The 21228-nt window shown below is 61.6% G+C and carries 26 protein-coding genes; 14 read left to right on the forward strand and 12 right to left on the reverse strand.

Annotation, left to right across the window (positions count from 1 at the left end):
* Window positions 1–51 precede the first annotated feature (51 nt).
* Together AC1Q6J_RS15310 and AC1Q6J_RS15315 are read left to right on the forward strand one after the other, a co-directional pair.
* Complete coding sequence (locus AC1Q6J_RS15310; protein ID WP_492280072.1) at window positions 52–996, forward strand: GlxA family transcriptional regulator; 945 nt, start codon at window positions 52–54, stop codon at window positions 994–996.
* 98 nt (window positions 997–1094) lie between these two features.
* Window positions 1095–2210 carry an alkene reductase gene (locus AC1Q6J_RS15315; protein WP_492280073.1) on the forward strand — a complete coding sequence of 372 codons (1116 nt, stop codon included), beginning with the start codon at window positions 1095–1097 and terminating at the stop codon, window positions 2208–2210.
* 11 nt (window positions 2211–2221) lie between these two features.
* Here the strand turns inward: AC1Q6J_RS15315 and AC1Q6J_RS15320 are convergent, their stop codons facing one another.
* The 3 genes from AC1Q6J_RS15320 to AC1Q6J_RS15330 all read right to left on the reverse strand — a co-directional run bounded on the left by AC1Q6J_RS15320 (window position 2222) and on the right by AC1Q6J_RS15330 (window position 4803).
* Window positions 2222–2779, reverse strand: coding sequence for an HNH endonuclease (locus AC1Q6J_RS15320; RefSeq protein ID WP_019199958.1), 558 nt, complete (start codon window positions 2777–2779; stop codon window positions 2222–2224).
* Window positions 2780–2896: 117 nt separating this feature from the next.
* Window positions 2897–3991, reverse strand: coding sequence for a DUF2855 family protein (locus AC1Q6J_RS15325; RefSeq protein WP_492280074.1), 1095 nt, complete (start codon window positions 3989–3991; stop codon window positions 2897–2899).
* A complete protein-coding gene (locus tag AC1Q6J_RS15330; RefSeq protein WP_492280075.1) occupies window positions 3988–4803 on the reverse strand; it encodes a DNA-3-methyladenine glycosylase family protein in 816 nt (271 codons plus the stop codon). The genes AC1Q6J_RS15325 and AC1Q6J_RS15330 overlap by 4 nt, the downstream gene beginning before the upstream one ends.
* A gap of 231 nt (window positions 4804–5034) precedes the next feature.
* Here AC1Q6J_RS15330 and gluQRS point away from each other — a divergent pair, with 231 nt between their 5' ends.
* On the forward strand, window positions 5035–5913 hold the full coding sequence (gene gluQRS / locus AC1Q6J_RS15335; protein WP_492280076.1) for a tRNA glutamyl-Q(34) synthetase GluQRS: 879 nt from the start codon (window positions 5035–5037) through the stop codon (window positions 5911–5913).
* Between the two features lie 64 nt (window positions 5914–5977).
* On the forward strand, window positions 5978–7261 hold the full coding sequence (locus tag AC1Q6J_RS15340) for an ATP-binding protein (protein WP_492280077.1): 1284 nt from the start codon (window positions 5978–5980) through the stop codon (window positions 7259–7261).
* A gap of 52 nt (window positions 7262–7313) precedes the next feature.
* Here the strand turns inward: AC1Q6J_RS15340 and AC1Q6J_RS15345 are convergent, their stop codons facing one another.
* On the reverse strand, window positions 7314–8159 hold the full coding sequence (locus tag AC1Q6J_RS15345) for a YihY/virulence factor BrkB family protein (RefSeq protein WP_492280078.1): 846 nt from the start codon (window positions 8157–8159) through the stop codon (window positions 7314–7316).
* 168 nt (window positions 8160–8327) lie between these two features.
* Here AC1Q6J_RS15345 and AC1Q6J_RS15350 point away from each other — a divergent pair, with 168 nt between their 5' ends.
* From AC1Q6J_RS15350 to AC1Q6J_RS15375, 6 genes are all read left to right on the forward strand, one after another.
* Entirely contained in the window at window positions 8328–8525 is a 198-nt protein-coding gene (locus tag AC1Q6J_RS15350) for a twin transmembrane helix small protein (RefSeq protein WP_492280079.1), read from the forward strand.
* 46 nt (window positions 8526–8571) lie between these two features.
* Complete coding sequence (locus AC1Q6J_RS15355; RefSeq protein ID WP_492280080.1) at window positions 8572–9144, forward strand: cob(I)yrinic acid a,c-diamide adenosyltransferase; 573 nt, start codon at window positions 8572–8574, stop codon at window positions 9142–9144.
* A 132-nt stretch (window positions 9145–9276) separates the two neighbouring features.
* The gene (locus AC1Q6J_RS15360) at window positions 9277–10023 is read left to right on the forward strand and encodes an electron transfer flavoprotein subunit beta/FixA family protein (protein WP_492280081.1); all 747 of its coding nucleotides are present in this window, start codon (window positions 9277–9279) and stop codon (window positions 10021–10023) included.
* Window positions 10023–10958, forward strand: a complete 936-nt coding sequence (locus AC1Q6J_RS15365) for an electron transfer flavoprotein subunit alpha/FixB family protein (RefSeq protein WP_492280082.1) — start codon at window positions 10023–10025, stop codon at window positions 10956–10958. The genes AC1Q6J_RS15360 and AC1Q6J_RS15365 overlap by 1 nt, the downstream gene beginning before the upstream one ends.
* Window positions 10959–11115: 157 nt before the next feature.
* Complete coding sequence (locus AC1Q6J_RS15370; protein WP_492280083.1) at window positions 11116–11994, forward strand: 3-hydroxybutyryl-CoA dehydrogenase; 879 nt, start codon at window positions 11116–11118, stop codon at window positions 11992–11994.
* Between the two features lie 93 nt (window positions 11995–12087).
* Window positions 12088–12267, forward strand: coding sequence for a YjfB family protein (locus AC1Q6J_RS15375; protein ID WP_492280084.1), 180 nt, complete (start codon window positions 12088–12090; stop codon window positions 12265–12267).
* A gap of 61 nt (window positions 12268–12328) precedes the next feature.
* Here the strand turns inward: AC1Q6J_RS15375 and AC1Q6J_RS15380 are convergent, their stop codons facing one another.
* The 7 genes from AC1Q6J_RS15380 to tlpA all read right to left on the reverse strand — a co-directional run bounded on the left by AC1Q6J_RS15380 (window position 12329) and on the right by tlpA (window position 15693).
* A complete protein-coding gene (locus AC1Q6J_RS15380; RefSeq protein ID WP_492280085.1) occupies window positions 12329–12706 on the reverse strand; it encodes a VOC family protein in 378 nt (125 codons plus the stop codon).
* 13 nt (window positions 12707–12719) lie between these two features.
* Entirely contained in the window at window positions 12720–13109 is a 390-nt protein-coding gene (locus AC1Q6J_RS15385) for a VOC family protein (RefSeq protein ID WP_492280086.1), read from the reverse strand.
* Between the two features lie 142 nt (window positions 13110–13251).
* Window positions 13252–13728 carry a VOC family protein gene (locus AC1Q6J_RS15390; RefSeq protein ID WP_492280087.1) on the reverse strand — a complete coding sequence of 159 codons (477 nt, stop codon included), beginning with the start codon at window positions 13726–13728 and terminating at the stop codon, window positions 13252–13254.
* Between the two features lie 37 nt (window positions 13729–13765).
* Window positions 13766–14125: a DUF1428 domain-containing protein gene (locus AC1Q6J_RS15395; RefSeq protein WP_492280088.1), complete on the reverse strand. Its 360-nt coding sequence runs from the start codon at window positions 14123–14125 to the stop codon at window positions 13766–13768.
* Between the two features lie 66 nt (window positions 14126–14191).
* Window positions 14192–14539, reverse strand: a complete 348-nt coding sequence (locus AC1Q6J_RS15400) for an SRPBCC family protein (RefSeq protein WP_492280158.1) — start codon at window positions 14537–14539, stop codon at window positions 14192–14194.
* Window positions 14506–14955: an ArsR/SmtB family transcription factor gene (locus tag AC1Q6J_RS15405; RefSeq protein WP_492280089.1), complete on the reverse strand. Its 450-nt coding sequence runs from the start codon at window positions 14953–14955 to the stop codon at window positions 14506–14508. The genes AC1Q6J_RS15400 and AC1Q6J_RS15405 overlap by 34 nt, the downstream gene beginning before the upstream one ends.
* 63 nt (window positions 14956–15018) lie before the next feature.
* Window positions 15019–15693, reverse strand: a complete 675-nt coding sequence (gene tlpA / locus AC1Q6J_RS15410; RefSeq protein ID WP_492280090.1) for a thiol:disulfide interchange protein TlpA — start codon at window positions 15691–15693, stop codon at window positions 15019–15021.
* A gap of 69 nt (window positions 15694–15762) precedes the next feature.
* Here tlpA and argH point away from each other — a divergent pair, with 69 nt between their 5' ends.
* From argH to AC1Q6J_RS15430, 4 genes are all read left to right on the forward strand, one after another.
* The gene (gene argH, locus AC1Q6J_RS15415; protein WP_492280091.1) at window positions 15763–17160 is read left to right on the forward strand and encodes an argininosuccinate lyase; all 1398 of its coding nucleotides are present in this window, start codon (window positions 15763–15765) and stop codon (window positions 17158–17160) included.
* A gap of 190 nt (window positions 17161–17350) precedes the next feature.
* Window positions 17351–17632: a lipoprotein gene (locus tag AC1Q6J_RS15420; RefSeq protein ID WP_492280092.1), complete on the forward strand. Its 282-nt coding sequence runs from the start codon at window positions 17351–17353 to the stop codon at window positions 17630–17632.
* 167 nt (window positions 17633–17799) lie between these two features.
* Window positions 17800–19065: a diaminopimelate decarboxylase gene (gene lysA, locus AC1Q6J_RS15425; RefSeq protein WP_492280093.1), complete on the forward strand. Its 1266-nt coding sequence runs from the start codon at window positions 17800–17802 to the stop codon at window positions 19063–19065.
* A gap of 351 nt (window positions 19066–19416) precedes the next feature.
* Window positions 19417–20406, forward strand: a complete 990-nt coding sequence (locus AC1Q6J_RS15430) for a Bug family tripartite tricarboxylate transporter substrate binding protein (protein ID WP_492280094.1) — start codon at window positions 19417–19419, stop codon at window positions 20404–20406.
* A gap of 29 nt (window positions 20407–20435) precedes the next feature.
* Here AC1Q6J_RS15430 and AC1Q6J_RS15435 read toward each other — a convergent pair whose 3' ends face one another.
* Window positions 20436–21113, reverse strand: coding sequence for a methyltransferase family protein (locus AC1Q6J_RS15435; protein WP_492280095.1), 678 nt, complete (start codon window positions 21111–21113; stop codon window positions 20436–20438).
* Window positions 21114–21228 lie beyond the last annotated feature (115 nt).

Consider the following 21228-nt stretch of genomic DNA (forward strand, 5'->3'; position numbering starts at 1 on the left):
ATACCTCGTTTTGAGACATTGACGTTTTAAAACATCAGAGAGGTCGCCGCCATGAAGCGCATCGGTCTTGTTGTTTTTCCGGGCTTTCAAATCGTTGATCTCGCCGCGCTCTCGGTGTTCGAGCTGGCGAACATGTCGGCGAATGGGCCGGCTTACGAGATCCAGCTTTTGTCGGAACATGGCGGGCCGGTCGCCAGTTCGTCCGGCGTTCCGGTCGAGACCAAACCCTTCAGCAAGGCCAAGTTCGATACCGTCCTGGTGGCTGGCTGGATGTCGCCTCTTCCATCTTCTCCCGCGCTTCTTGCTTTCATGAGCTCGGCCAGCAAGTCGTCGCGGCGGATCGCCAGCATTTGCACCGGCGCCTTCGTGCTTGCCGAAGCCGGCATCCTCGACGGACGGCGCGCCACCACGCACTGGGCGTTTGCGCGAAACATGCAGGCCCAGTTTCCGAAGGTCAAAGTTCAGGAAGACAGGATTTTCATCGTCGACGGATCGGTATGGACGTCTGCGGGCATGACGTCGTGCATCGATCTCTGTCTGGCGATGATCGAGAGCGATCTCGGCGTTGACGTCGCGCGCGGTGTGGCCCGAAAGATGGTGGTCTATCATCGCCGGACCGGGGGGCAATCGCAGTTCTCGGCGTTGCTGGAACTACAGCCGAAGTCCGACCGCATTCAGGATGCCCTCGCTTTCGCAAAGAAGAATCTGAGAAGCGATCTGTCGGTCGAGGTTCTGGCGGAAGCCGCGCGGCTCAGCCCCCGCCAGTTCAGCCGCGCGTTCCGCTCTGAAACCGGACAGTCGCCAGCGAAGGCTATCGAGAACCTTCGTGTCGAAACCGCACGGCTTCTGATGGAAGAAGCGCAGCATCCCGTCGATGTGATCGCGCGCGAGACCGGGTTCTCCGATCCCGAACGAATGCGCCGTGCGTTTCTGCGGGCGTTCGGCCAGCCGCCCCAGGCCATCAAACGTGCGGCACGTATGTCGACCGCTGCGTAATCGGAGCGTGGGTCTGCCATGCATGCTCAAAATGAGGAGAAAGCACGCGGGCTGTGATAACGCGTCAAATCCTTGATGCAGAACCCGGAGCTTGCGTGATGTCTTCCTCGCTTTTTTCTTCGCTGAAAGTCGGGCCGTATCAGCTCAGCCATCGCGTCGTCATGGCTCCGCTGACGCGGATGCGGGCCGCGCAGCAGGATAACGCGCCGCATCCGTTGAACCTGGAATATTACGAGCAGCGCGCCACGCAGGGCGGCTTGATCATTGCCGAAGCATCGCCAGTCACTCAGACCGGGCGTGGAAATCCCAGAACCCCTGGCATCTATTCGCGCGAGCAGATTGCAGGATGGCGCGAAATCACCGACGCGGTGCATGCCAAGGGCGGCATCATCTTCTTGCAGCTCTGGCACGTCGGGCGTGTTTCGCATTCGTCGTTCCAGCCTGGCGGGGCCTTGCCGGTCGCGCCGTCCGCCGTTCCCATCTCCGGCAATTTCAGCGCCATGACCGCCGAGGGAAAGCAGGTACCTTACGAGACACCGCGGGCACTCGAAACCAGCGAGATCGCGGGAATCGTCGACGCTTTCCGGGAGGGCGCACGGAATGCACTGGAGGCAGGTTTCGACGGCGTCGAGATTCACGGCGCGAACGGCTATCTGATTGAGCAGTTTCTACAGTCGCGCATCAATCAGCGAACAGATGCATACGGAGGATCGATCGAGAATCGCGCGCGGCTGCTGCTAGAGGTCACCGATGCGGCCATCGGCGTCTGGGGTGCTGACCGCGTGGCCGTGCGTCTGTCGCCTTACGGTGTCGCCAACGACACCGGCGAGGCCGATCCGATGCCGCTCTACAGTCATGTCGTCAAAATGCTGAGCAATCGCGGTCTCGCCTATCTGCATTTCATCGAGCCGCGCAGCAGCGGCGCGGGCCGCGCCGAGGTCAATCACCAGAATGTGCCGTCGGCGATGGAGTTGTTCAGGCCGCTCTGGCCCGGCGTCCTGATCACCGCTGGCGGCTTCACCGGAGAAACCGCGGAAGATGCCATCGCATCAGGCAAGGCGGATGCGATCGCTTTCGGCCGTCACTTCATTTCGAATCCGGACTTGCCATCCCGGCTCAAGCGCAAGTCGCCGCTGAATGCGTACAACCGCGCGACGTTCTATGGCGGGGCAGAGGCAGGATATACGGATTATCCGTTTGAGCAGCGAGCCTGAGGCAGCCGCGCTTACGGATCGAGTTCGGTGTCCCAGTAAAGATAATCGAGCCAGCTTTCGTGCAGGTAGTTCGGCGGGAACAACCGGCCGTTGCGATGAAGCTGATGCACCGTCGGCGCGAACGGCATCTGGCGCGGGTGCATCCGCGCCTGCGCCATCGTCATGTTGCCCTTGCGCAGGTTGCACGGTGAACAAGCCGCGACGACGTTTTCCCATGTGGTCTGGCCGCCACGCGAGCGCGGGATGATGTGATCGAAGGTCAGGTCGTCCTGGGAGGTGCAGTACTGGCAGGAGAAGCGGTCGCGCAGGAACACATTGAACCGCGTGAAGGCGGGATGGGTCGTCGGCTTTACGAACGACTTGAGCGAGACCACGCTCGGCAGTTGCATCTCGAAGGTCGGGCTGTGAACCGCGTGGTCGTAGTTGGCAACGATATTGACGCGGTCGAGGAACACGGCCTTGACAGCGTCCTGCCATGACCAGAGCGACAGCGGATAATAGCTCAGCGGCCGGAAGTCCGCATTCAGCACGAGTACCGGCCAACCGCCTTGTGACACATGTGCGTTCAAGTAACGCTCCTGGCCCCAACCCCAATTGGCTGCGAAGCAGCTTGGGATGACATACTACAGGCAGCGTGACGGGATTGTGAAGAGCGTTTCCGCTCACCTGCCGGTGAGCGCCTCGCCTCAATCGGCCATCGACAGCATGTGCGCTTGTGCCGGTTTTACGCGGCCTTTCAGCGTATCCAGATAGACCCGCTGGACCGCGTCGGAACCCCGGCTTTCGATCACGTCGAGCTTGGGGCCCATCGCGGCGGTGAAGCCGGACCAGACCGCGCCGAATCGCTGGTCGATTCCCCCGGGCCCCCATTCCTTGGCGCGCTTGCGGATCTGGTCCGGTGCAAAGAACCATGTCGGCTTGGCACCGGGCAGATTGTCGTCGTCGGGCGCTGCGTCCTGATGGGTGAGGCCGACCCGTCCGCTGTAAACCAGCTGACCGCCGAAGTGCCTGTGCAGCCGGGTGCGCAGATCGGGATTTCCCGCCATGTCGACGAAGGCGACCGGCTGATCCGCGGGAATGGTCTCGATGTTGTCGTAGGTCACGGTCTCGTCGTAGCAGCCCAGCGACGTGACGAAGTCCACGTTCCCGGCCGAGGTGAGGCCGATCACGCGCACCGGCTTGCGGTGGCTGTGCAGCAGCCACGCCAGCCCGAACGCCGTCTTGCTTGATGCGCTGGAGAGGATCACGGTTTTCGCACCGAAGAAGTCCTTGTCGGCGAGGAAGTCATCCACGAGGAACGACAGCATGAACAACGGCCGCAGCAGCGCCTGATAATCGCCTTCGCGGCCTTCGAAAGCCGGATCGCCAGTGACGCGGGCATAGGCGTTGTAAACCGGCGAGACGCTCTGCCGGTGCGCGGCGGCGTCGCGAAAACCTGTTTTCCTGACGTCGGCGGCTTCGATCACGAGATGCGTCGCCATCGGCAGATAGCCGAACAGCACTTCGCCGACGGCGATGTCCGGATGACGCGATTCAATGACACGGCCGAATCCCCAGACCGGAATGTTGCCGAAGCCCTCGGGGGTGGGAAACAGATGCCAGTACTTCAACTGGTCGCCGAGCATCGCGTAGGTGATGTTGTTCGCGGTGAAGGCGAAACGCTCGACCTTCACCAGCAGGCCGTCTTCAGGCAATTGCATCACGCTTGGCAGCGGCGTTTCGATCAATCGGCATTTCGCCAGATCGTTGCGCTCCACGATGAATTGAGTGGACGATGTCATTTCCGTGTTCCCGCCTTTTTAACTGCTTTCTTTCGTAGCGCATTCTTCGCCGGCTTCGCTGACGTTTTTGCGACGCGGGATTTGTTTAAAACGGGTTTGGTGTTTGAAACGGATCTCGCTTTTGCGGATTTTGTCTTTGCTGGTGCCTTTGGCGACGCTGTCGCGGTTCCCGCAATTACGCCTTCACGCTTCTTGACGGCATGATAGTACGACCACCACAGATGCGCCGCCGCGCCGCGAAACGGCCGCCACGGCTCCGCCAGCGGATGCATCTCCTTCACTGTCGGCCGCGACTTCAGGGCGAGGCCGATCCGCATGGCTTCCTGAATGGCAAGATCGCCGGCCGGCCACGCATCGCCATGACCGAGACAGAACAGAAGGTAGATGTCGGCGGTCCATGGCCCGATGCCGTGCAGCTTGGTCAGCGTCGCGTGTGCAGCGTCGGCGTCTTCTTCCGCGAGTACTTCGAGATTGAGCCGTTCTTCGCTCAGTTCGCGGGCGATGAACTTCAGCGATTTGATCTTCGCTGCCGACAATCCAAGGCGCCCGAGCCGGTCCGCGCGCGCGCTCTTGAGCTTGTCATGATGAAAGGGATTGAATGTCGCGCTGACGCGTCCCCAGATGGCGGCGGCGGCCTTTGTCGACAACTGCTGTCCGCAGACAATGGCTGCGAGACCCGCGAAGCCGGGTTCGCGCCGCCGCAGGTTCGGCATCCCTGCGATGTCGAGCACGGGGCCGAGCCGGGGATCAAAACGGACCAGCGCGTGAACAGCGTTTTCAAGGTCCGCTTGCGTGTTGAGATGGACTGTCATTCAATTTACGAGTGTTCCGTATCCGAGGTTTGCTTCATTTTGCGGCGCCTACCGAGCAAACGTCGGATATGAAAGGACACTCGCAAATCATGATTCTCGTGATCCTTTGATTCTGACATTCGTTAAAGTGCCTGCGAAGAATATAATACGAATGTCAGAACCGGACCGCGAGCATGAAGGGAATCTGACGCGGTTGCAAATGTCTTGCCGCACGTCGAACAAAGCCGAGCTATGCCACCACCCGTTTTCCGTTTTGCACCAAGTCCGAATGGATTTCTCCATCTTGGACACGCGCGCTCGGCGCTGCTGAATTTCGATCTCGCCCGGCAGAGCGGCGGACGCTTGCTGCTGCGCATCGAGGACATCGACGCCGTCCGCTGCCGGCCTGAATACGAGCAGGCGATCTATGAGGATCTCGCGTGGCTCGGCCTGACGTGGGAAGAGCCGGTGCGGCGGCAGTCGGAGCACTTTGCGCTCTATCGCGAGGCCGTCGACCGCTTGATGCACGAGGGCCTTCTGTATCCCGCCTTCGAGAGCCGCGCCGACATCGCCCGGATGGTCGATGGCAAGGACCGGGCGGGCATTTGGCCACGCGATCCCGATGGCGCTCCGGTCTATCCCGGGACCGGCAGGCATCTGGCGGCCGAGGAGCGCGACCGGAAAATGTCGTCGGGAGCGCCTTACGCCTTGCGGCTTGATATGGAAACGGCCGTGACGCGTGCCGGCACGGTGTTTTGGACGGAGCAAGGCGCGGGTCCTGGCGGTGAGACAGGTCAGGTGCCTGCGAGGGCTGGGCAGTGGGGCGACGTGATCCTTGCCCGCAAGGATACGCCAACGAGTTACCACCTGTCGGTTGTGATCGACGACGCCTTGCAGGGTGTAACCGACGTCGTGCGAGGCCAGGATCTGTTCTGGGCGACCGGCGTCCACCGTCTGTTGCAGGAATTGCTCGGGCTGCCGCAGCCGGTCTACCGCCATCACAGCCTCGTGCTGGACGAGGCCGGGCAGAAGCTGTCGAAATCGACACGGTCCACGGCAATCCGGGATTTGCGGGCCGGTGGGACCATGCCGGCGCAGGTGCGGCGTCTTGTTGGTATTAACCCCGCTTGAACCCGCCGCGGCGTGACTCAGCAGCCTCCGACATGTCATGTTGGAGTTGGATGGGTGGGGAATCATGGCGGCGAAATCACGCGTCAAGCGTAGCCTGAAGACGCGCGTCAAGCGCGGCGGCAAGACGCCTGCGCGGAAGACGCGTGGGGCAAAGCCGGCTGCCTCGAAAAAGGCCGCTCCCAAAAAGGCTGCCACGAAGCCGTCGGTAAAGCGGGTCAGCCGGCTGGAATCGGAATCACGGATCGTCGAGGCCGCGCTGGCGGCGTTCGCCCATGAGGTCCGCACGCCGCTGACCGGCATTCTGGCGATCAGTTCACTATTGGCGACGTCTGAGCTCGGCGAGCGCGAGCGGCGCTGGGTGGACACGATCAAGGTCGGCGCTGAGCATCTCGCTGCGCTGGCCACATTGTTCGTCGATGCAGCACGCCACGACAGCGCCGGGCTGGCGGTGCGTCAGGATTTTTTCGACCTTCAGGCGCTGTCACGGGCAATGGGGGATTCCCTGGCCGGACGGGCCACGGCGAAGGGACTGCGATCGCAGGTCGGGATCGCCGCGAAATTGCCGGTCTTCGTGACCGGCGATCCGGTGCGCCTGCGGGCGGCGCTGGAAAACCTGATCGACAACGCCGTCAAGTTCACCCAGCAGGGCGCGGTCGCGCTCGATGTCGCGGCTCGCGCGGGGCGGGGCGACAGATTGGATGTGACGTTCTCTGTGTCAGACAGCGGCATCGGTCTTTCGCTCGCGGAGATCAAGCGGCTGTTCAAGCCGTTCTCGCAGGCGAATGTCAGCATCGCCTCCCGCTTCGGCGGCGCAGGTCTCGGACTGTCGTCAGTCAAGCAGCTTGCGCGCGCCATGGGCGGCGACATCACGGCAAGCCAGCGGCCCGGCGGCGGCATGACATTCGTGCTGACTGTTACACTGAAGCGGGCCAAGGCGCTGAAGCCGTCCGGGCTTGGATCGGATGCGCAGCCGCGCGCGTCGCAGGGCCTTCGCATTCTCAGCATCGAAGATAATCCGTTCGGCCGCGTTGTACTTAATGCCATTCTGACCGAACTCGGCCATCAGACCGAATTCATCGGGCGCGGCGAGGCCGCGCCGGAGCGGATCGCGCAGGGCGAATTTGACGCGGTGCTGATGGATATGGTGCTTCCGGGCATCGGCGGCGTTGAAGCGATCCGGCGCGTCCGGGCGCTCGAAGGGAGCTACGGACGCATCGCCATCATTGGCGTCTCGGGGCGGGCGGACGATGAACAGGCCTCGCGCGCCGCGGGTGCCGATGCGTTCCTGACCAAGCCGGTCAGCCCGCGCGCGCTGGCGACGGCGCTTCTTCAGGCGATGGGGCGTTAGCGCGTACTCCGCAAAAGTGGAAACCGGTTTTGCGACCAGAGTACGCGCAGGCTTATTTTGAAGCTTTCTGCCATTTGACGATCGACGCGTTGAGTTCGCCGCCGTAGACGAAAATCGCCGCGATGAAATACAGAAACACCAGCGCGATCATCACCGATGCGAGGCCGGCATAGGTGGTGACGTAGTTGCTGGCGAAGCGCGCGAGGTATTGTCCGAACACCACGCCGGAGACAAGCGATCCGATCATGGTGAAGACGATGCCCGGCATGATCTCGCGCATGCGTCGGGTGCCGGCCGGCAGCCACTTGTGCAGGATCACGAGCGCGACGATCAGCGCCACGATCGTGAGGCCATAACGCAGAATGTTCAGAAGGTCTTCGTTGGGCTCGACCCGCAGTGGAACATAGCGCCGCGCCGTGGCGATGATCAGCGGACCGAGTACAATCAGAAACGCCATCGCCAGCGATGTGACGGCGGCGACCATGGTGTAGCCGATCGATTCGAGCCGCAGCCAGTACCAGCGGCGCTGTTCGACCACGCCGTAGGCGCGGTTGAGGCCGACGCGCAGGCTCTCGACTCCGTTCGATGCGAAGTACAGCGCCAGCACCACGCCGATGGTGAGGACGCCGCTGTGCGACTGGGTCAGCACATTGTGAACTTCACCGGACAGCGCATCGGCGACCTGCGAAGGCCAGGTGTCCAGCATCATTTCGGCGGCCCGGTCGGCCAGGTCCTTGGACCCGAACACGCCGGCGAGGGATGTGATCACGATCAGGAACGGAAACAGCGCCATCAGCGCCGATAGCGCGATATGGCTCGCGATCGCCCAGCCGTCATCGGCCAGAAACGTGTAGAACGCATCGAGTGCGACATTGAAAGCGTCTCGGATCAGCCTCACGTGTCACCCTGATTCATCGCCCTCAAGATGTACCGCGCCGGGCACCTAAAGTCATGTAGGGCCAGCGCCCCGAATCCGAAGTTCGCTGTATTTTCTGCGCCTTCGGAGCCCACCGGCATTTTACGGCAGGCAATGGCGCGAAACGGTGGGCGGTGTTATGTACCCCTCATGACATCGTTCCTCTCGAGCATTGCTCTCCCCATCGCATTGGCAGCGGTCACGATCGTGCTGCTGCTCGGCCTGTTCAACATGATGCGCGGCGGCTCGCCCAACACCTCGCAACGGTTGATGCGGCTGCGCGTGCTGTTTCAGTTTATCGCCATCGTCATCGCGATGCTTGCCGTCTGGGCGCTCGGCAAGAGCTGATTGACGGGGGTGGATCGAACTTCAACCGCGAAAATGGATCAACGCGATGGTCATTCTCAACCGCATTTACACGCGCACCGGCGATGACGGGACGACAGCGCTCGGCAGCGGCGAGCGCCGTCCGAAATACGATCTTCGTGTCAGCGCTTACGGAACCGTCGATGAGACCAACGCCGTCATCGGCGTGGCCCGTCTTCATCTGGCGCAGGCCCCGGCGATCGATGCCATGCTCGGGCGGGTGCAGAACGATCTGTTCGATCTCGGCGCCGATCTGGCTGTTCCGCAGCGGGAAGGGAAGGCTGAGCGGCTGCGTGTGCTGGCCACGCAGGTCGAGCGTCTGGAGCAGGACATCGACGCGCTGAATGCCGATCTGGCGCCGCTGAATTCGTTCATTTTGCCTGGCGGAACACCAGCCGCGGCCCATCTGCATCTGGCGCGCACGGTTTGCCGCCGGGCGGAGCGGATGGTGGTGGAACTGGCATCCCAGCCGAACGAGCCGGTGAGCGATGCAGCCGTGCAATATCTGAACCGGCTGTCGGATTTTCTTTTCGTGGCCGGCCGGTCGGTCAATGACAACGGCGCACGCGACGTGCTCTGGGTCCCGGGCCAGAACCGCTGAGCGGTGATATTAGGTATACCTTCCTTGTTTTCCAGTTTTCGCGCGTTGACCCGGATTGGCGGGACCATTAGGTTCCGCCGCCAACCGCTTTAGAGTGGATGTGATCAACCATTTCAGGACGAAAGGGAACCGATGAAGGTTCTGGTGCCGGTTAAGCGCGTCGTTGACTACAACGTCAAAATTCGCGTCAAGAGCGACGGGACGGGCGTCGAGCTCGCCAACGTCAAGATGTCGATGAACCCGTTCGACGAAATCGCCGTCGAGGAAGCCCTGCGCCTGAAGGAGGCCGGCAAGGCGACCGAGGTTGTGGTGGTGTCGATCGGACCTGCGCAGGCGTCGGAGACGATCCGCACCGGTCTTGCCATGGGTGCCGACCGCGGCATCCTCGTGAAGACCGACAGCACCGTCGAGCCGCTTGGCGTTGCCAAGATTCTCAAGGCCGTCGTTGAAGAAGAAAAGCCGGGTCTTGTCATTCTCGGCAAGCAGGCCATCGACGACGACTCTAACCAGACCGGCCAGATGCTGGCCGCGCTGCTCGGCTGGGCGCAGGCGACTTTCGCGTCGAAGCTCGAAGTCGATGGATCGGACTTCAAGGTCATGCGCGAAGTCGACGGCGGCCTCCAGACGGTCAAGGTCAAGGGACCGGCGATCGTCACCACCGATCTGCGTCTCAATGAGCCGCGCTATGCAAGCCTTCCCAACATCATGAAGGCGAAGAAGAAGCCGATCGACGAGAAGGCCGCCGACAGCTTCGGTGTCGATCTCTCGCCGCGTCTCGAAATTCTCAAGACAACCGAGCCCCCGGGCCGCAAGGCTGGCGTCAAGGTCAAGGACGTCGCTGAACTGGTGTCGAAACTCAAGGAAGCGGGGGCGCTCTGATGACCACACTGCTGATTGCCGAACACGACCACGCTGCGCTGAAGGATTCCACCAACAAGGCGCTGACGGCCGCGGCCGCGCTCGGCGCCGATGTCCACGTTCTCGTGGCCGGTGGCGGCGAGGGCACCAGGGGCGCTGCCGAAACGGCGGCGAAGCTGAAGGGTGTCACCAAGGTCCTGCTCGCGGAGAACGCCAGCCTCGAACACGATCTGGCCGAACCGCTGGCCGCGCTGATCGTCTCGCTGGCCGGATCGTATGACGCGATCGTCGCGCCTGCGACCTCGCGCTTCAAGAACGTGATGCCGCGCGTCGCAGCCCTGCTCGACGTGATGCAGATTTCTGAGATCATCAAGGTGGTTTCGCCCGATACGTTCGAGCGGCCGATCTATGCCGGCAACGCGATCCAGACCGTGAAGTCGAAGGACGCCAAGAAGGTCATCACCGTGCGCACCTCGACCTTCGGTGCGGCCGGAGAGGGCGGCAGCGCCTCGGTCGAGAACGCCGCGGCCGCGGCCGATCCGGCCCTGTCGAGCTTCGTCGGCGAGGAAGTCGCCAAGAGCGATCGTCCCGAACTGACCTCGGCGAAGATCATCGTCTCCGGCGGCCGCGCCATGCAGAGCCGTGAGAACTTCACCAAGTACATCGAGCCGCTGGCGGACAAGCTCGGCGCCGGCGTCGGCGCTTCGCGCGCCGCGGTGGACGCGGGCTATGCGCCGAACGACTGGCAGGTCGGCCAGACCGGCAAGGTGGTCGCGCCCGAACTGTACATCGCCATCGGTATTTCCGGCGCGATCCAGCATCTGGCCGGCATGAAGGACTCCAAGGTGATCGTCGCGATCAACAAGGACGAAGACGCGCCGATCTTCCAGGTCGCGGACTTCGGTCTGGTCGCCGATCTCTATCAGGCGGTTCCTGAACTGACCGCGGCACTTTGAGACCAACTTCCGGGCGCGCGATGCGCCCGGAACCTGCTATGTTGGGCGCCCGGCGGGAATTTCGAACCCCCGGCAGGTGTTTGACATAATGTTAAAGAGGGTGCGGCAAGGTGATCGCCGCATCCTGCGGTAGCGAGAGCACAGAGACCGGAAGCGAATGGCAACAATCAAGACGGTTGGCGTGATTGGATCGGGGCAGATGGGCAACGGCATTGCGCATGTTGCCGCGCTCGCGGGCTTTAATGTGATCCTCTACGATGTGTCCGCCGATCGCCTGAAGTCCGCGATGGCCACCATCAACGGCAATCTGTCGCGTCAGGTCGCCAAGAAGACCATCACCGAAGACGCGCACAAGAAGGCTCTCACCAGGATCACCTCGGCCGACAGCCTCGATGGGCTTGCTGCCTGCGACCTCGTGATCGAGACCGCGGTCGAGAAGGAAGAGATCAAGCGCAAGATTTTCCACGATCTGTGCGCCGTGCTGAAGCCCGAGGCGATCATCGCGTCGAATACGTCTTCGATTTCGATCACCCGGCTTGCGGCCACGACCGACCGGCCCGAGAAATTCATCGGCATCCATTTCATGAACCCGGTTCCGGTGATGGAGCTGGCCGAACTGATCCGCGGCATCGCCACCGACGACGCGACGTTCGACGCCGCGCGCGAGTTCGTCACCGCGATGGGCAAGCAGATTGCCGTCTCGGAGGATTTCCCGGCTTTCATCGTCAACCGCATCCTGCTGCCGATGATCAACGAGGCGATCTACACGCTGTACGAAGGCGTCGGGAACGTCGAAGCCATCGATGCCGCGATGAAGCTCGGCGCGCATCATCCGATGGGCCCGCTGGAGCTGGCCGATTTCATCGGCCTCGATACCTGTCTGTCGATCATGCAGGTGCTGCACGAAGGGCTGGCGGATTCGAAGTATCGCCCGTGCCCGCTGCTGGTGAAGTATGTCGAAGCCGGCTGGCTGGGGCGCAAGTCGCAGCGCGGCTTCTACGACTATCGCGGCGACAAGCCGGTCCCGACGCGGTAATTCGCCGCGCTTCGCACCGTTCGCTTCAGCTAAAATTTGTTAACCGCCTCGGACTAGGTTCATCTCAGCTTGAGTCGCGGAGCGTGCCTTTCCATGGATGTGATGAGTATCGTCAGCAGCATGATGGCTATGCAGGCTGCCAACACCCAGCAGCAGATCGCGACCAGCGTCTTGAAGCAGAACATCGATTCGGAGAAGTCGGTGCTGCAACTGCTCCAGCCCGCCGCGAACAATGCGCCGGGCGTCGGCGGCAATCTCGATATTTCAGTCTGACCCGCGCGTATTCCGCAGAAGTGGCCCCGTTCTGCGACTAGAATACGCGCTTTAGTGCCATTCAATCGACCGGTGTGATCCACCCGATGCCCGCGCCGCCCGGTTCGGTCAGGATGGCAATGCGGCCCACCTGCGGCACATCGAAAATCGGCCGCATCAGTTGCGCGCCGGCTGCAACCGCCGCCTTCGCCCGCGCATCGACATCGTCGACAGCCAGATAGGACATCCAGCCTTCCGGCACACCGTCGAACGCGGGGCGGTTGGTCGGAAAGATTCCCGCGGCCATTTCACCATCGGCATAGGCCACCCAGTAGGTCGCGCCATCCTCCATCGGCATCCCCTCGAAGGTCCAGCCGATGGCTTTCTGATAGAATTGCTTGGCGCGCTCCGGGTCCGGCGTCATCAATTCGTTCCAGTGGAAATGGCCGTGAAGCGTCATGGTGATGTCCTCGTTACATCATGCCATTGGTATCGAGCACGGACAGGATATTGCCGGCCGGATCCTTGAACCATGCGATGGTCGGGCCGCCATTGCCGCGGGAAATGCCCTTCGCGTCGGTCTTGAATTCCGGCTCGTTGTAGATCTCAAAACGGACGCCGCGCTTGCTAAGCTCATCGACCGCCTTGTCGACGTTATCGACCGGAAAGTTCAGAACGGTGAAGGTCGCGGGTGCGTGATTGGCCTTTGGATAGATCAGCACGTTGGCGCCGCCGCCAAGATGCAGGTTCAGTATCCCGTGGTCCTCGGAGACCTCTAGTCCCAGTGTGCGGCCGTAGAATTCCTTTGCCTTCCCGATATCGTTGGCCGAGAAGCCGCTGAATGCATGGCTTGCTTTCAACATGGCTGCGCTCCTTTGCATCACGATGGTTTCGGCTTGCGCCCACGCGCAATGAAACGCGCGGGTGTAGAGATTGGTTGCGCCCCCTTGGGCCGGAATGATGTTGCCGTCATTCCGGCCAGGGCACTCGTGCAGGTGAGCGGTACTAGGCCGCCTGGTCATAAGCCTGCTTCAAGGTTTTGATGTCGAGCTTCGTCATCCGCATCACAGCTTCCATCACTTTCTGCGTCTGCGCTGCCGATGCTCCACTCATCAAATGCTCCATCACGGCCGGAACCACCTGCCACGACATGCCGAACTTGTCCTTGAGCCAGCCGCATTGCTGCTTCTCGCCACCTGCGGATAATTGGTCCCAGTAGTGATCGATTTCCTGCTGGGTTTCGCAATTGACCATGAACGAGATCGCCGGCGTGAACGCGAACATCGGCGGCCCGTTGAGGGCGAGGAACTTCTGTCCCTCGATCTCGATCTCCGCGGTCATCACCGAGCCTTTCGGCATCGGCATGTTGTCGCCATAGCGGGTGATGTGGCCGATTTTCGCGGACTTGAATACGGATTTGTAGAAGTTGACGGCGTCTTCTGCTTTTCCGTCAAAGAACAGGCAGGGCACGATCGCTTGCATGAATCTACTCCGTTGTCAGAGATGGGTGGATGTTGCGTTAGGCCGTGACGATAGTGTCGAAGCCGCCGAAGAACATGCGCTTGGTATCGAACGGCATTTTCTTCGGGTCCATCATCGCTGTGATGCGCGGGTCCTTCATCACCTTCTCCATGACCTTGTCGCGATGTTTGCGCGACTTGTAGGTGATCCAGGAAAAGACGACGGTCTCGCCGGTCTTCAGTTTCACGCTCTGCGGGAACGACGTCAGCTTGCCGGGTTTGACGTCTTCGGCGACGCATTCACGGTAGTCGAGCGCGCCGTGCTCAAGCCAGACCTTGCAGGCGGTCTTGGCCAGGGATGTGTAGGCTTTGATGTTCTTCTTCGGGACCGGCAACACAAATCCATCGACATACTGCATTTCAAAACTCCTTGGGTGGTTTCCACGATTGCCGCCTGCGGTTGGGCGCCGGCAGCGTTGTTGATCTCAGGTGAAAAACTTCTCAAGCTTGTCGAGCGTTCCGGTCCAGCCGCGCTTGTGGCCGTCGCGTGCGGCTTCGTCGAAGAACTTGTCATGGGTCAGCGTGAGCAGCGTCACGTCGCCTTCCTCGCGCAGCACCACGGTCACCTGCGAGACGCGCTCCGGCGTCGAGTGCCACGCCCAGCTAAAGACCAGGCGCTGATAGGGCGTCACTTCGAGATACTTGCCGCCGACCTGATGCGACTGACCGTCATCGGTGCTGAAGTTGATCCGGAAGTGGCCGCCGACACGCACATCCATGTCGGCTTTGACGCTGTCGCCTATGGTGTGTCCGGGTCCGAACCACTGGACGATCTTCTCGGGGTCGGTCCACGCTTCGAAGACTTTGGAGGCTGGGGCTTTGAGCCGTCGGGCGAGGGTGAGGCTGGGCTGGGTGAGCATAAATCCTTCTCCACAAAAGCGGCGAGACGATCGAGTTGCGCGGTCCAGAATCGCTGGTAGCGGCTGAGCCATTCCATTGCCTGCTCCATCGGCGCCGCGGTCAGGCGGCACGTGACCGTGCGGCCTGTCTTGCTCCTGGTGATCAGCCCGGCGTCCGACAGCACATCGAGATGCTTCATCACGGCGGGCAGGGACATCGCGAACGGTTTCGCGAGTTCGCTGATTGTGACGCTCTCGCGCCCTTCAAGTTCCGCCAGCAGCGCGCGCCGTGTCGGGTCGGCGACGGCGGCAAAAACGCGGTTCAGACGGTCGGTCGAATAGTAAACCATACGGTTAAGTATAAGCGCGCCCAGGATGGCGTCAAGAGGGCGGCGTCAGATGGAACTGCGGCGCTATTTCGCGGTGGCGGCCTTGATGAGCTTCAGCGCGTCGTCGCTGGCCCATTCAGCGGGGCCGGCAATGGTGGCGATCTCACATCCGGCACCGTCGACCAGCACGGAGGTCGGCATTCCAAGTGCGCGGCCGGCGCTCTTCAAATCCTGAAACACCTTCGCCTTCTGGTCATGGAAATAAGCCAGCTTGGTGAGGTTTGCTTCCTTGAGGAAGGTCTTCGGCTTCTCGGGATCGCGGGTGTCGATATTGATCGCGACCACCTCGAAGTCCTGGCCGCCGAGCGTCTCCTGCAGTTTGTCGAGCGCCGGCATTTCCTTGCGGCACGGGACGCACCAGGTCGCCCATAGATTGACAAGGACGGTGCGGCCCTTCCACTCCGACAGCTTTCTCGTTTTGCCCTCGGAATCCTCGAAAGCGAGATCGGGCAACTGAAGCGGAGCCGTGGCCATGGTTAATGCAGCGACCTCACCCTTGGCAAAAGGTGCGATTTTCCTGGCCAGATCGACCGCGGGCGCACATTGGGCCTGCGCTTGCGCATTGCGCATGAACCCGCCGATCCCGTATACCCCACCCATTCCCGCTGCGGCCGCTATAATGACGGAAACGACGGTCATTCGAATGCGATAAGCATTCCTGCGGGGCAACTTGGGCGTCGATGGATCGATGTCGGGCATGAGGTCTCGTCTGACGGAAGCTTCGGCTGGCGGTTGGATTTCTGAGCAGGAACGCGTGAGTACCAGAATATGAGCAACAAGATGTGGGGCGGCCGCTTCGGTGAAAGTCCCGACGCGATCATGGAGGAGATTAACGTCTCGATCGACGTCGATCAGCACCTTTACGCCCAGGATATCGCCGCGTCCAAGGCTCACGCAGCCATGCTCGCCGCTCAAGGCATCATTACGGCCAACGATGCAAAAAACATCACCGGCGGTCTAGACACGATTTTGTCAGAAATCGGCAAGGGCTCGTTCTCGTTCAAGCGCGCGCTTGAAGACATTCACATGAATGTCGAAAGCCGCCTCGGCGAACTGATCGGGCCGGCGGCCGGCCGTCTGCACACGGCACGTTCGCGCAACGACCAGGTTGCGACCGACTTCAGGCTGTATGTGCGCGATGTCATCGACGACATCGACAGGGCGCTGGCCGCGTTTCAGCGCGCGCTGGTGGATCGCGCCATCGAGCACGCCGATACCGTGATGCCGGGCTTCACCCATTTGCAGACCGCGCAGCCCGTGACATTCGGTCATCATCTGCTTGCTTACACGGAAATGGCGTCGCGCGACCGCGGCCGGTTCGCGGACGCCCGCAAGCGGCTGAACGAAAGTCCGCTCGGCGCTGCCGCATTGGCTGGGACATCGTTCCCGATTGACCGCCACGCCACCGCGAGCGCGCTCGGGTTCGATCGCCCGATGGCGAACTCGCTCGACGCCGTCTCCGACCGGGATTTCGTGCTGGAGACGCTGTCGGCGTCGGCGATCGCGGCGGTTCACCTGTCACGCTTTGCCGAGGAGATCGTGATCTGGACATCGCCGCTGGTCGGGCTGGTGTCGCTGTCTGACAAGTTCACCACCGGCTCGTCGATCATGCCGCAGAAGAGAAATCCGGATGCCGCCGAACTTGTGCGCGCCAAGACCGGCCGCGTCATCGGTTCGCTCACGGCGTTGCTGATCGTCATGAAGGGGCTGCCGCTCGCCTATCAAAAGGACATGCAGGAAGACAAGCAGGGCGCGATGGAAGCCTTCGCAGCGCTGTCGCTTGCGATCCGCGCCATGACCGGCATGACGCTTGATCTCGTGCCGGAAGAAGCGCGCATGAAGGTCGCGGCCGGCGAAGGCTATGCGACGGCGACCGATCTTGCCGACTGGCTGGTGCGCACGCTGAAAATGCCGTTCCGCGACGCGCATCATGTGACCGGCCGCATCGTGGCGAAGGCGTCGGAGCAGGGGCTGGCGTTGCACAAGGTGCCGCTTGCGGAGATGCAGGCGGTTGAGCCCAGAATCACCGCGTCGGTATTCGATGTCCTGTCGGTGCAGGCGTCGGTGGAGAGCCGCACCAGCTACGGTGGTACCGCGCCGGATAACGTGCGCAAGCAGGCCAAGGACTGGCTCAAGCGGCTTGAAAAAGAGCAAAATTCGGGCTGATCGCGCGTATTCCGCAAAAGTGGGCACCGGTTTTGCGATAGAATACGCGCAATTATGAGTTAGGAGCATTTCTGACGGCAAACCGGCCTCCACTTTGCCGGAAATGCTCCGGAAAAATTGGTAATTCGCGGGCCTCGCCAGAGCGGCACCTTCTTTGTATGGTGGCGCGCAATTTCAGGGACACCAGCGCGTGACTTCTCGTTCGAATCGCTCCTTCTCGAAGCTGACAGCCGTCGGGCTGATCGCATTGTCGTGCGCGCTTGCCGGCTGCGGCCGCAAGGCTTACCTCGACGCGCCTCCGGGTGCATCCGCGGATCAGACCAACCCGCAGAACTCGGACTTCGCCACGACTGACCGGAATTCGGCGGCGAACCTCCAGAACGAGGTCTATCGGCCGCCCGGCAGCGCCAACGTGCCGCTTGCGCCGCGCGGAGAGAAAAAACGGATTCCGCTCGACGCGATTCTGGACTGATCTAGTGTCCCGTATCCGACGTTCGTTTCAGCCCGCAGCGCTTTCCCTACGAACGTCGGATACGAAAGGACACTAGCAATAATAATTCTAGCGATCCTTTGGTTCTGACATTCGTAAAGGGTGCCTGCGGAAACTTATGATACGAATGTCAGAACCGGATCGCTAGTATGAATCATTTCCAGTATCGCAACGGCGTGCTGTACGCCGAAGACGTGAGCTTGGCCCGCCTCGCCGATGAGGTGGGAACGCCGTTCTATTGCTATTCGACCGCCACGCTTGAGCGCCATTACCGCGTGTTCTCCGATGCCTTCGCCGGAACGCCTCATCTGGTCTGCTACGCGATGAAGGCGAATTCCAATCAGTCGGTGCTGCGCACCCTGGCGAAACTTGGTGCTGGGGCAGACGTCGTGTCCGGCGGCGAATTGAAGCGTGCGCTGGCGGCGGGCATTCCGGCGAACAAGATTGTGTTTTCCGGTGTCGGCAAGACCGCCGGCGAGCTGCAGCTTGCGGTGTCGCACGACATTCTCTGTATCAATGTCGAATCCGAGCCCGAGCTTGAGGCGCTGTCCCGGATCGTATCCGGCATGGGACGTACCGCGCGCATCTCGATTCGCGTCAATCCGGACGTCGATTCCGGCACGCACGCGAAGATTTCCACCGGCAAGTCGGAGAACAAATTCGGTATCCCGATCGCGCGGGCGCGTGAGGTTTATGCACGCGCAGCGCAACTGCCGGGCATCGAGGTCACTGGCGTCGACATGCACATCGGCAGCCAGATTACCGATCTCGGCCCGATGGAGGCGGCGTTCCGTCTGCTATCCGAATTTGTCACCGTGCTGCGCGGGGACGGCCACACGATTTCGCATGTCGATTTCGGCGGCGGTCTTGGTGTGCCCTATTATGAGGACCGTGTCGCGCCGCCAGAGCCCGTCGCTTATGCCGAGATGGTCAAGCGCGTGACGCACAATCTCGGTTGTACGCTGATGTTCGAGCCGGGGCGCATGATTGTCGGCAACGCCGGCATCCTGGTGTCGAGCGTGATTTACGTGAAGCACGGCGATGCGCGCAATTTTGTCATCATCGATGCGGCGATGAATGACCTGATTCGTCCAACGCTCTATGAGGCCTATCATCAGATCATGCCGGTGCGTGCCGCAGCGCCCGACGCGCTGGTGCTGGTAGCGGATGTGGTGGGCCCGGTTTGCGAGACGGGCGACTATCTTGCAGTCGGCCGCAATCTGCCGGAGCCGAAGCAAGGCGATTTGCTCGCCATCATGACGGCAGGTGCTTATGGCGCCGTGCAGTCAGGCACCTACAACACCCGCGCGCTGGTGCCAGAGGTGCTGGTCAAGGGCAGCGAGTATGCCGTGGTGCGCCCTCGCATCGACGCCGAAGCGCTGATCGCGATGGATCGCACCGCGCCGTGGCTGTAGCGACATAAACGCTCCGTCCGGGCAGCCTCTGTAAATTTCGCGAGCGGCACTTCCCGAAGCTGAAAATTATCTTCTCATCGCTGTTCTGGTGCGAGATGGATCGACCAGAGCGCGATATCATTTCGCAATAGCATTTCATTGCTGAAAGGCCGTCGTGAGACGATCTTTAGGCCTTAATCGATGCGCTCCGCTCTCTTGAAGCGGCTGCGCTGCCGGTCAGGTCATCAGCGCGCCTTTCGCTGCGAGAATGCAGCGGGAGTACTGTCTCGGACTGTGTTTCGCCTCGCTCTTGGGTGACGCGGACACAGGGGACGCACGACGAATCCTGATCGGATGACAGGGAACTTCGTCATGCGCTCCTTTGGATTTAATCGGCTTCTTGTCGCGGTCGCGACCGCTTCCAGCTTGCTTGTCAGTGTCAGTACGGTGGCTTTTTCCGATACCTGGCCGAGCCGTTCGATCAAGCTGATCGTTCCGTTCCCGGCGGGCGGTGCGGCGGACACCATCGCCCGAATCTACAGCGACAAGCTCAGCGAGGCGCTGGGCCAGTCCATTGTGGTGGAGAACAAGGCCGGTGCCGGCACGGCGATCGCCGCTGACTTTGTCGCCAAGGCCGAACCTGACGGATACACGCTGTCGCTTGCTCCCGCGGGACAGTTGACCATCCTGCCGCACGTGAACACCGCGATTAATTTCGATCCGTTCAAGAGTTTCACGCCGGTGTCGCTGCTGGCCTCGGTGCCCTACGTGGTCGCGGCGAGTCCGGATGCGCCGGTGTCGAGCCTGAAGGATCTTGTCGCCGCGGCCAGGAAGGAGCCGGGCAAGTTCACTTATTCGTCATGCGGTCCGGGAACGCTGTGCCATCTGAGCGGCGAGCTCTTCAAGAGCCTGACCGGAACCGATCTGCTGCATGTGCCATTCAAGGGCAGCGCGCCCGCGATCAATGCCCTGCTCGGCAATCAGGTGAACCTCGCCTTCGATACATTGACCGTGCTGGCGCCCCAGATCAGGGATGGCAAGGTCAAGGGACTGGCCGTGACCAGTCGCGAGCGCTCGCCGCTGCTTCCGAATGTGCCGACGGCGGCTGAGGCGGGTGTGTCCGATTTCGTTGTCGACTCCTGGTTCGGTCTCGTCGTGCCTGCGGCGACGCCGGCGAACATTGTCCAGCGTCTGAATGCGGAAGTGATCCGTATCAGCAAACTGCCGGATGTGCGCGAGCGTCTTGAAGCGCAGGGCCTGAGCGTCACGACTTCCACGCCCGAGGCTTTCACGCAGACGATCCGCGCCGATTACGAGCGCTGGGGCAGGGTCGTGGACTCTGCCGGAGCGAAGCTCAACTGATGAGCAGAGCGGACGGCGCCCGCCAGTCCCTACCACACTCCCGGAACCAGCCGGTACCGCACGCTCGAACGGTAGGCGTCGTAGCCCGGCAGACGGGTGACGAGAAATCTCTCCTCATCGATCAGGCGCACGGCGATCATCGCGCTCAGGATGATCGCCGGTATGAACGCCCACCAGGAGCCGAGCGCCAGCGGCGTGGCGAGAAACAGCACAATCGCGCCGGCATACATCGGATGACGGACAACACCGTAAGGTCCGCTGGAGACCACCTTCTGGTCCTCGGCGATCTCGACGATGCTCGATGAGAAGCGATTCTCGCGAAACGCCAGAAAGATGACGAAGAAACCGAGCACTGCGCCGGTAAAGCCGATCGAGACCAGCGCGATTGGAACGTGCGACCATTGCCGGCGATAGTCGAAACCCGGCACCAGAAACAGAACAATGCCCGCCACCGATGTGAACGTCTGAATGATCTTCTGGCTTCTTTCCTTTTCGGCAAAGGGACCGGCCCTGAGCCGCCGCCCGATCAGCGCGTCGTCGTATTTCGCGAGATACAGGATGATGGCGGCGGAGGCGGCGCCCATGATCGCGATATAGACCCAGCCCTGCCAGAATCTCAGGGACCACGCCGGGATGAAAAACAGCGCTGCGATCAAGATCAGCGATCGCAGCAATCCGGCGAATGCCTTTCCGGCGTTGGGACTCATTTGGCGTCTCCGGGTTTGTTCTGCGCGTGAGGTAGCTTGCAACAACGTGCTGCCAAGACCGGGAACTGTGCCTCGGCGTCACGCTTTTGTGAAACGGAAGCCCGGCTTTCCGGCG

It is taken from the genome of Afipia sp. MLSD5-FHT05B12, from assembly GCF_058793355.1.

Bases quoted from the DNA above. Each gene is read 5' to 3' on its own strand.
- AC1Q6J_RS15310 (WP_492280072.1), top strand. From the start codon at position 52: ATGAAGCGCATCGGTCTTGTTGTTTTTCCGGGCTTTCAAATCGTTGAT.
- AC1Q6J_RS15315 (WP_492280073.1), top strand. From the start codon at position 1,095: ATGTCTTCCTCGCTTTTTTCTTCGCTGAAAGTCGGGCCGTATCAGCTC.
- AC1Q6J_RS15325 (WP_492280074.1), bottom strand. From the start codon at position 3,991: ATGACATCGTCCACTCAATTCATCGTGGAGCGCAACGATCTGGCGAAA.
- AC1Q6J_RS15330 (WP_492280075.1), bottom strand. From the start codon at position 4,803: ATGACAGTCCATCTCAACACGCAAGCGGACCTTGAAAACGCTGTTCAC.
- gluQRS (WP_492280076.1), top strand. From the start codon at position 5,035: ATGCCACCACCCGTTTTCCGTTTTGCACCAAGTCCGAATGGATTTCTC.
- AC1Q6J_RS15340 (WP_492280077.1), top strand. From the start codon at position 5,978: ATGGCGGCGAAATCACGCGTCAAGCGTAGCCTGAAGACGCGCGTCAAG.
- AC1Q6J_RS15350 (WP_492280079.1), top strand. From the start codon at position 8,328: ATGACATCGTTCCTCTCGAGCATTGCTCTCCCCATCGCATTGGCAGCG.
- AC1Q6J_RS15355 (WP_492280080.1), top strand. From the start codon at position 8,572: ATGGTCATTCTCAACCGCATTTACACGCGCACCGGCGATGACGGGACG.
- AC1Q6J_RS15360 (WP_492280081.1), top strand. From the start codon at position 9,277: ATGAAGGTTCTGGTGCCGGTTAAGCGCGTCGTTGACTACAACGTCAAA.
- AC1Q6J_RS15365 (WP_492280082.1), top strand. From the start codon at position 10,023: ATGACCACACTGCTGATTGCCGAACACGACCACGCTGCGCTGAAGGAT.
- AC1Q6J_RS15370 (WP_492280083.1), top strand. From the start codon at position 11,116: ATGGCAACAATCAAGACGGTTGGCGTGATTGGATCGGGGCAGATGGGC.
- AC1Q6J_RS15375 (WP_492280084.1), top strand. From the start codon at position 12,088: ATGGATGTGATGAGTATCGTCAGCAGCATGATGGCTATGCAGGCTGCC.
- AC1Q6J_RS15380 (WP_492280085.1), bottom strand. From the start codon at position 12,706: ATGACGCTTCACGGCCATTTCCACTGGAACGAATTGATGACGCCGGAC.
- AC1Q6J_RS15385 (WP_492280086.1), bottom strand. From the start codon at position 13,109: ATGTTGAAAGCAAGCCATGCATTCAGCGGCTTCTCGGCCAACGATATC.
- AC1Q6J_RS15390 (WP_492280087.1), bottom strand. From the start codon at position 13,728: ATGCAAGCGATCGTGCCCTGCCTGTTCTTTGACGGAAAAGCAGAAGAC.
- AC1Q6J_RS15395 (WP_492280088.1), bottom strand. From the start codon at position 14,125: ATGCAGTATGTCGATGGATTTGTGTTGCCGGTCCCGAAGAAGAACATC.
- AC1Q6J_RS15405 (WP_492280089.1), bottom strand. From the start codon at position 14,955: ATGGTTTACTATTCGACCGACCGTCTGAACCGCGTTTTTGCCGCCGTC.
- tlpA (WP_492280090.1), bottom strand. From the start codon at position 15,693: ATGCCCGACATCGATCCATCGACGCCCAAGTTGCCCCGCAGGAATGCT.
- argH (WP_492280091.1), top strand. From the start codon at position 15,763: ATGAGCAACAAGATGTGGGGCGGCCGCTTCGGTGAAAGTCCCGACGCG.
- lysA (WP_492280093.1), top strand. From the start codon at position 17,800: ATGAATCATTTCCAGTATCGCAACGGCGTGCTGTACGCCGAAGACGTG.
- AC1Q6J_RS15430 (WP_492280094.1), top strand. From the start codon at position 19,417: ATGCGCTCCTTTGGATTTAATCGGCTTCTTGTCGCGGTCGCGACCGCT.
- AC1Q6J_RS15435 (WP_492280095.1), bottom strand. From the start codon at position 21,113: ATGAGTCCCAACGCCGGAAAGGCATTCGCCGGATTGCTGCGATCGCTG.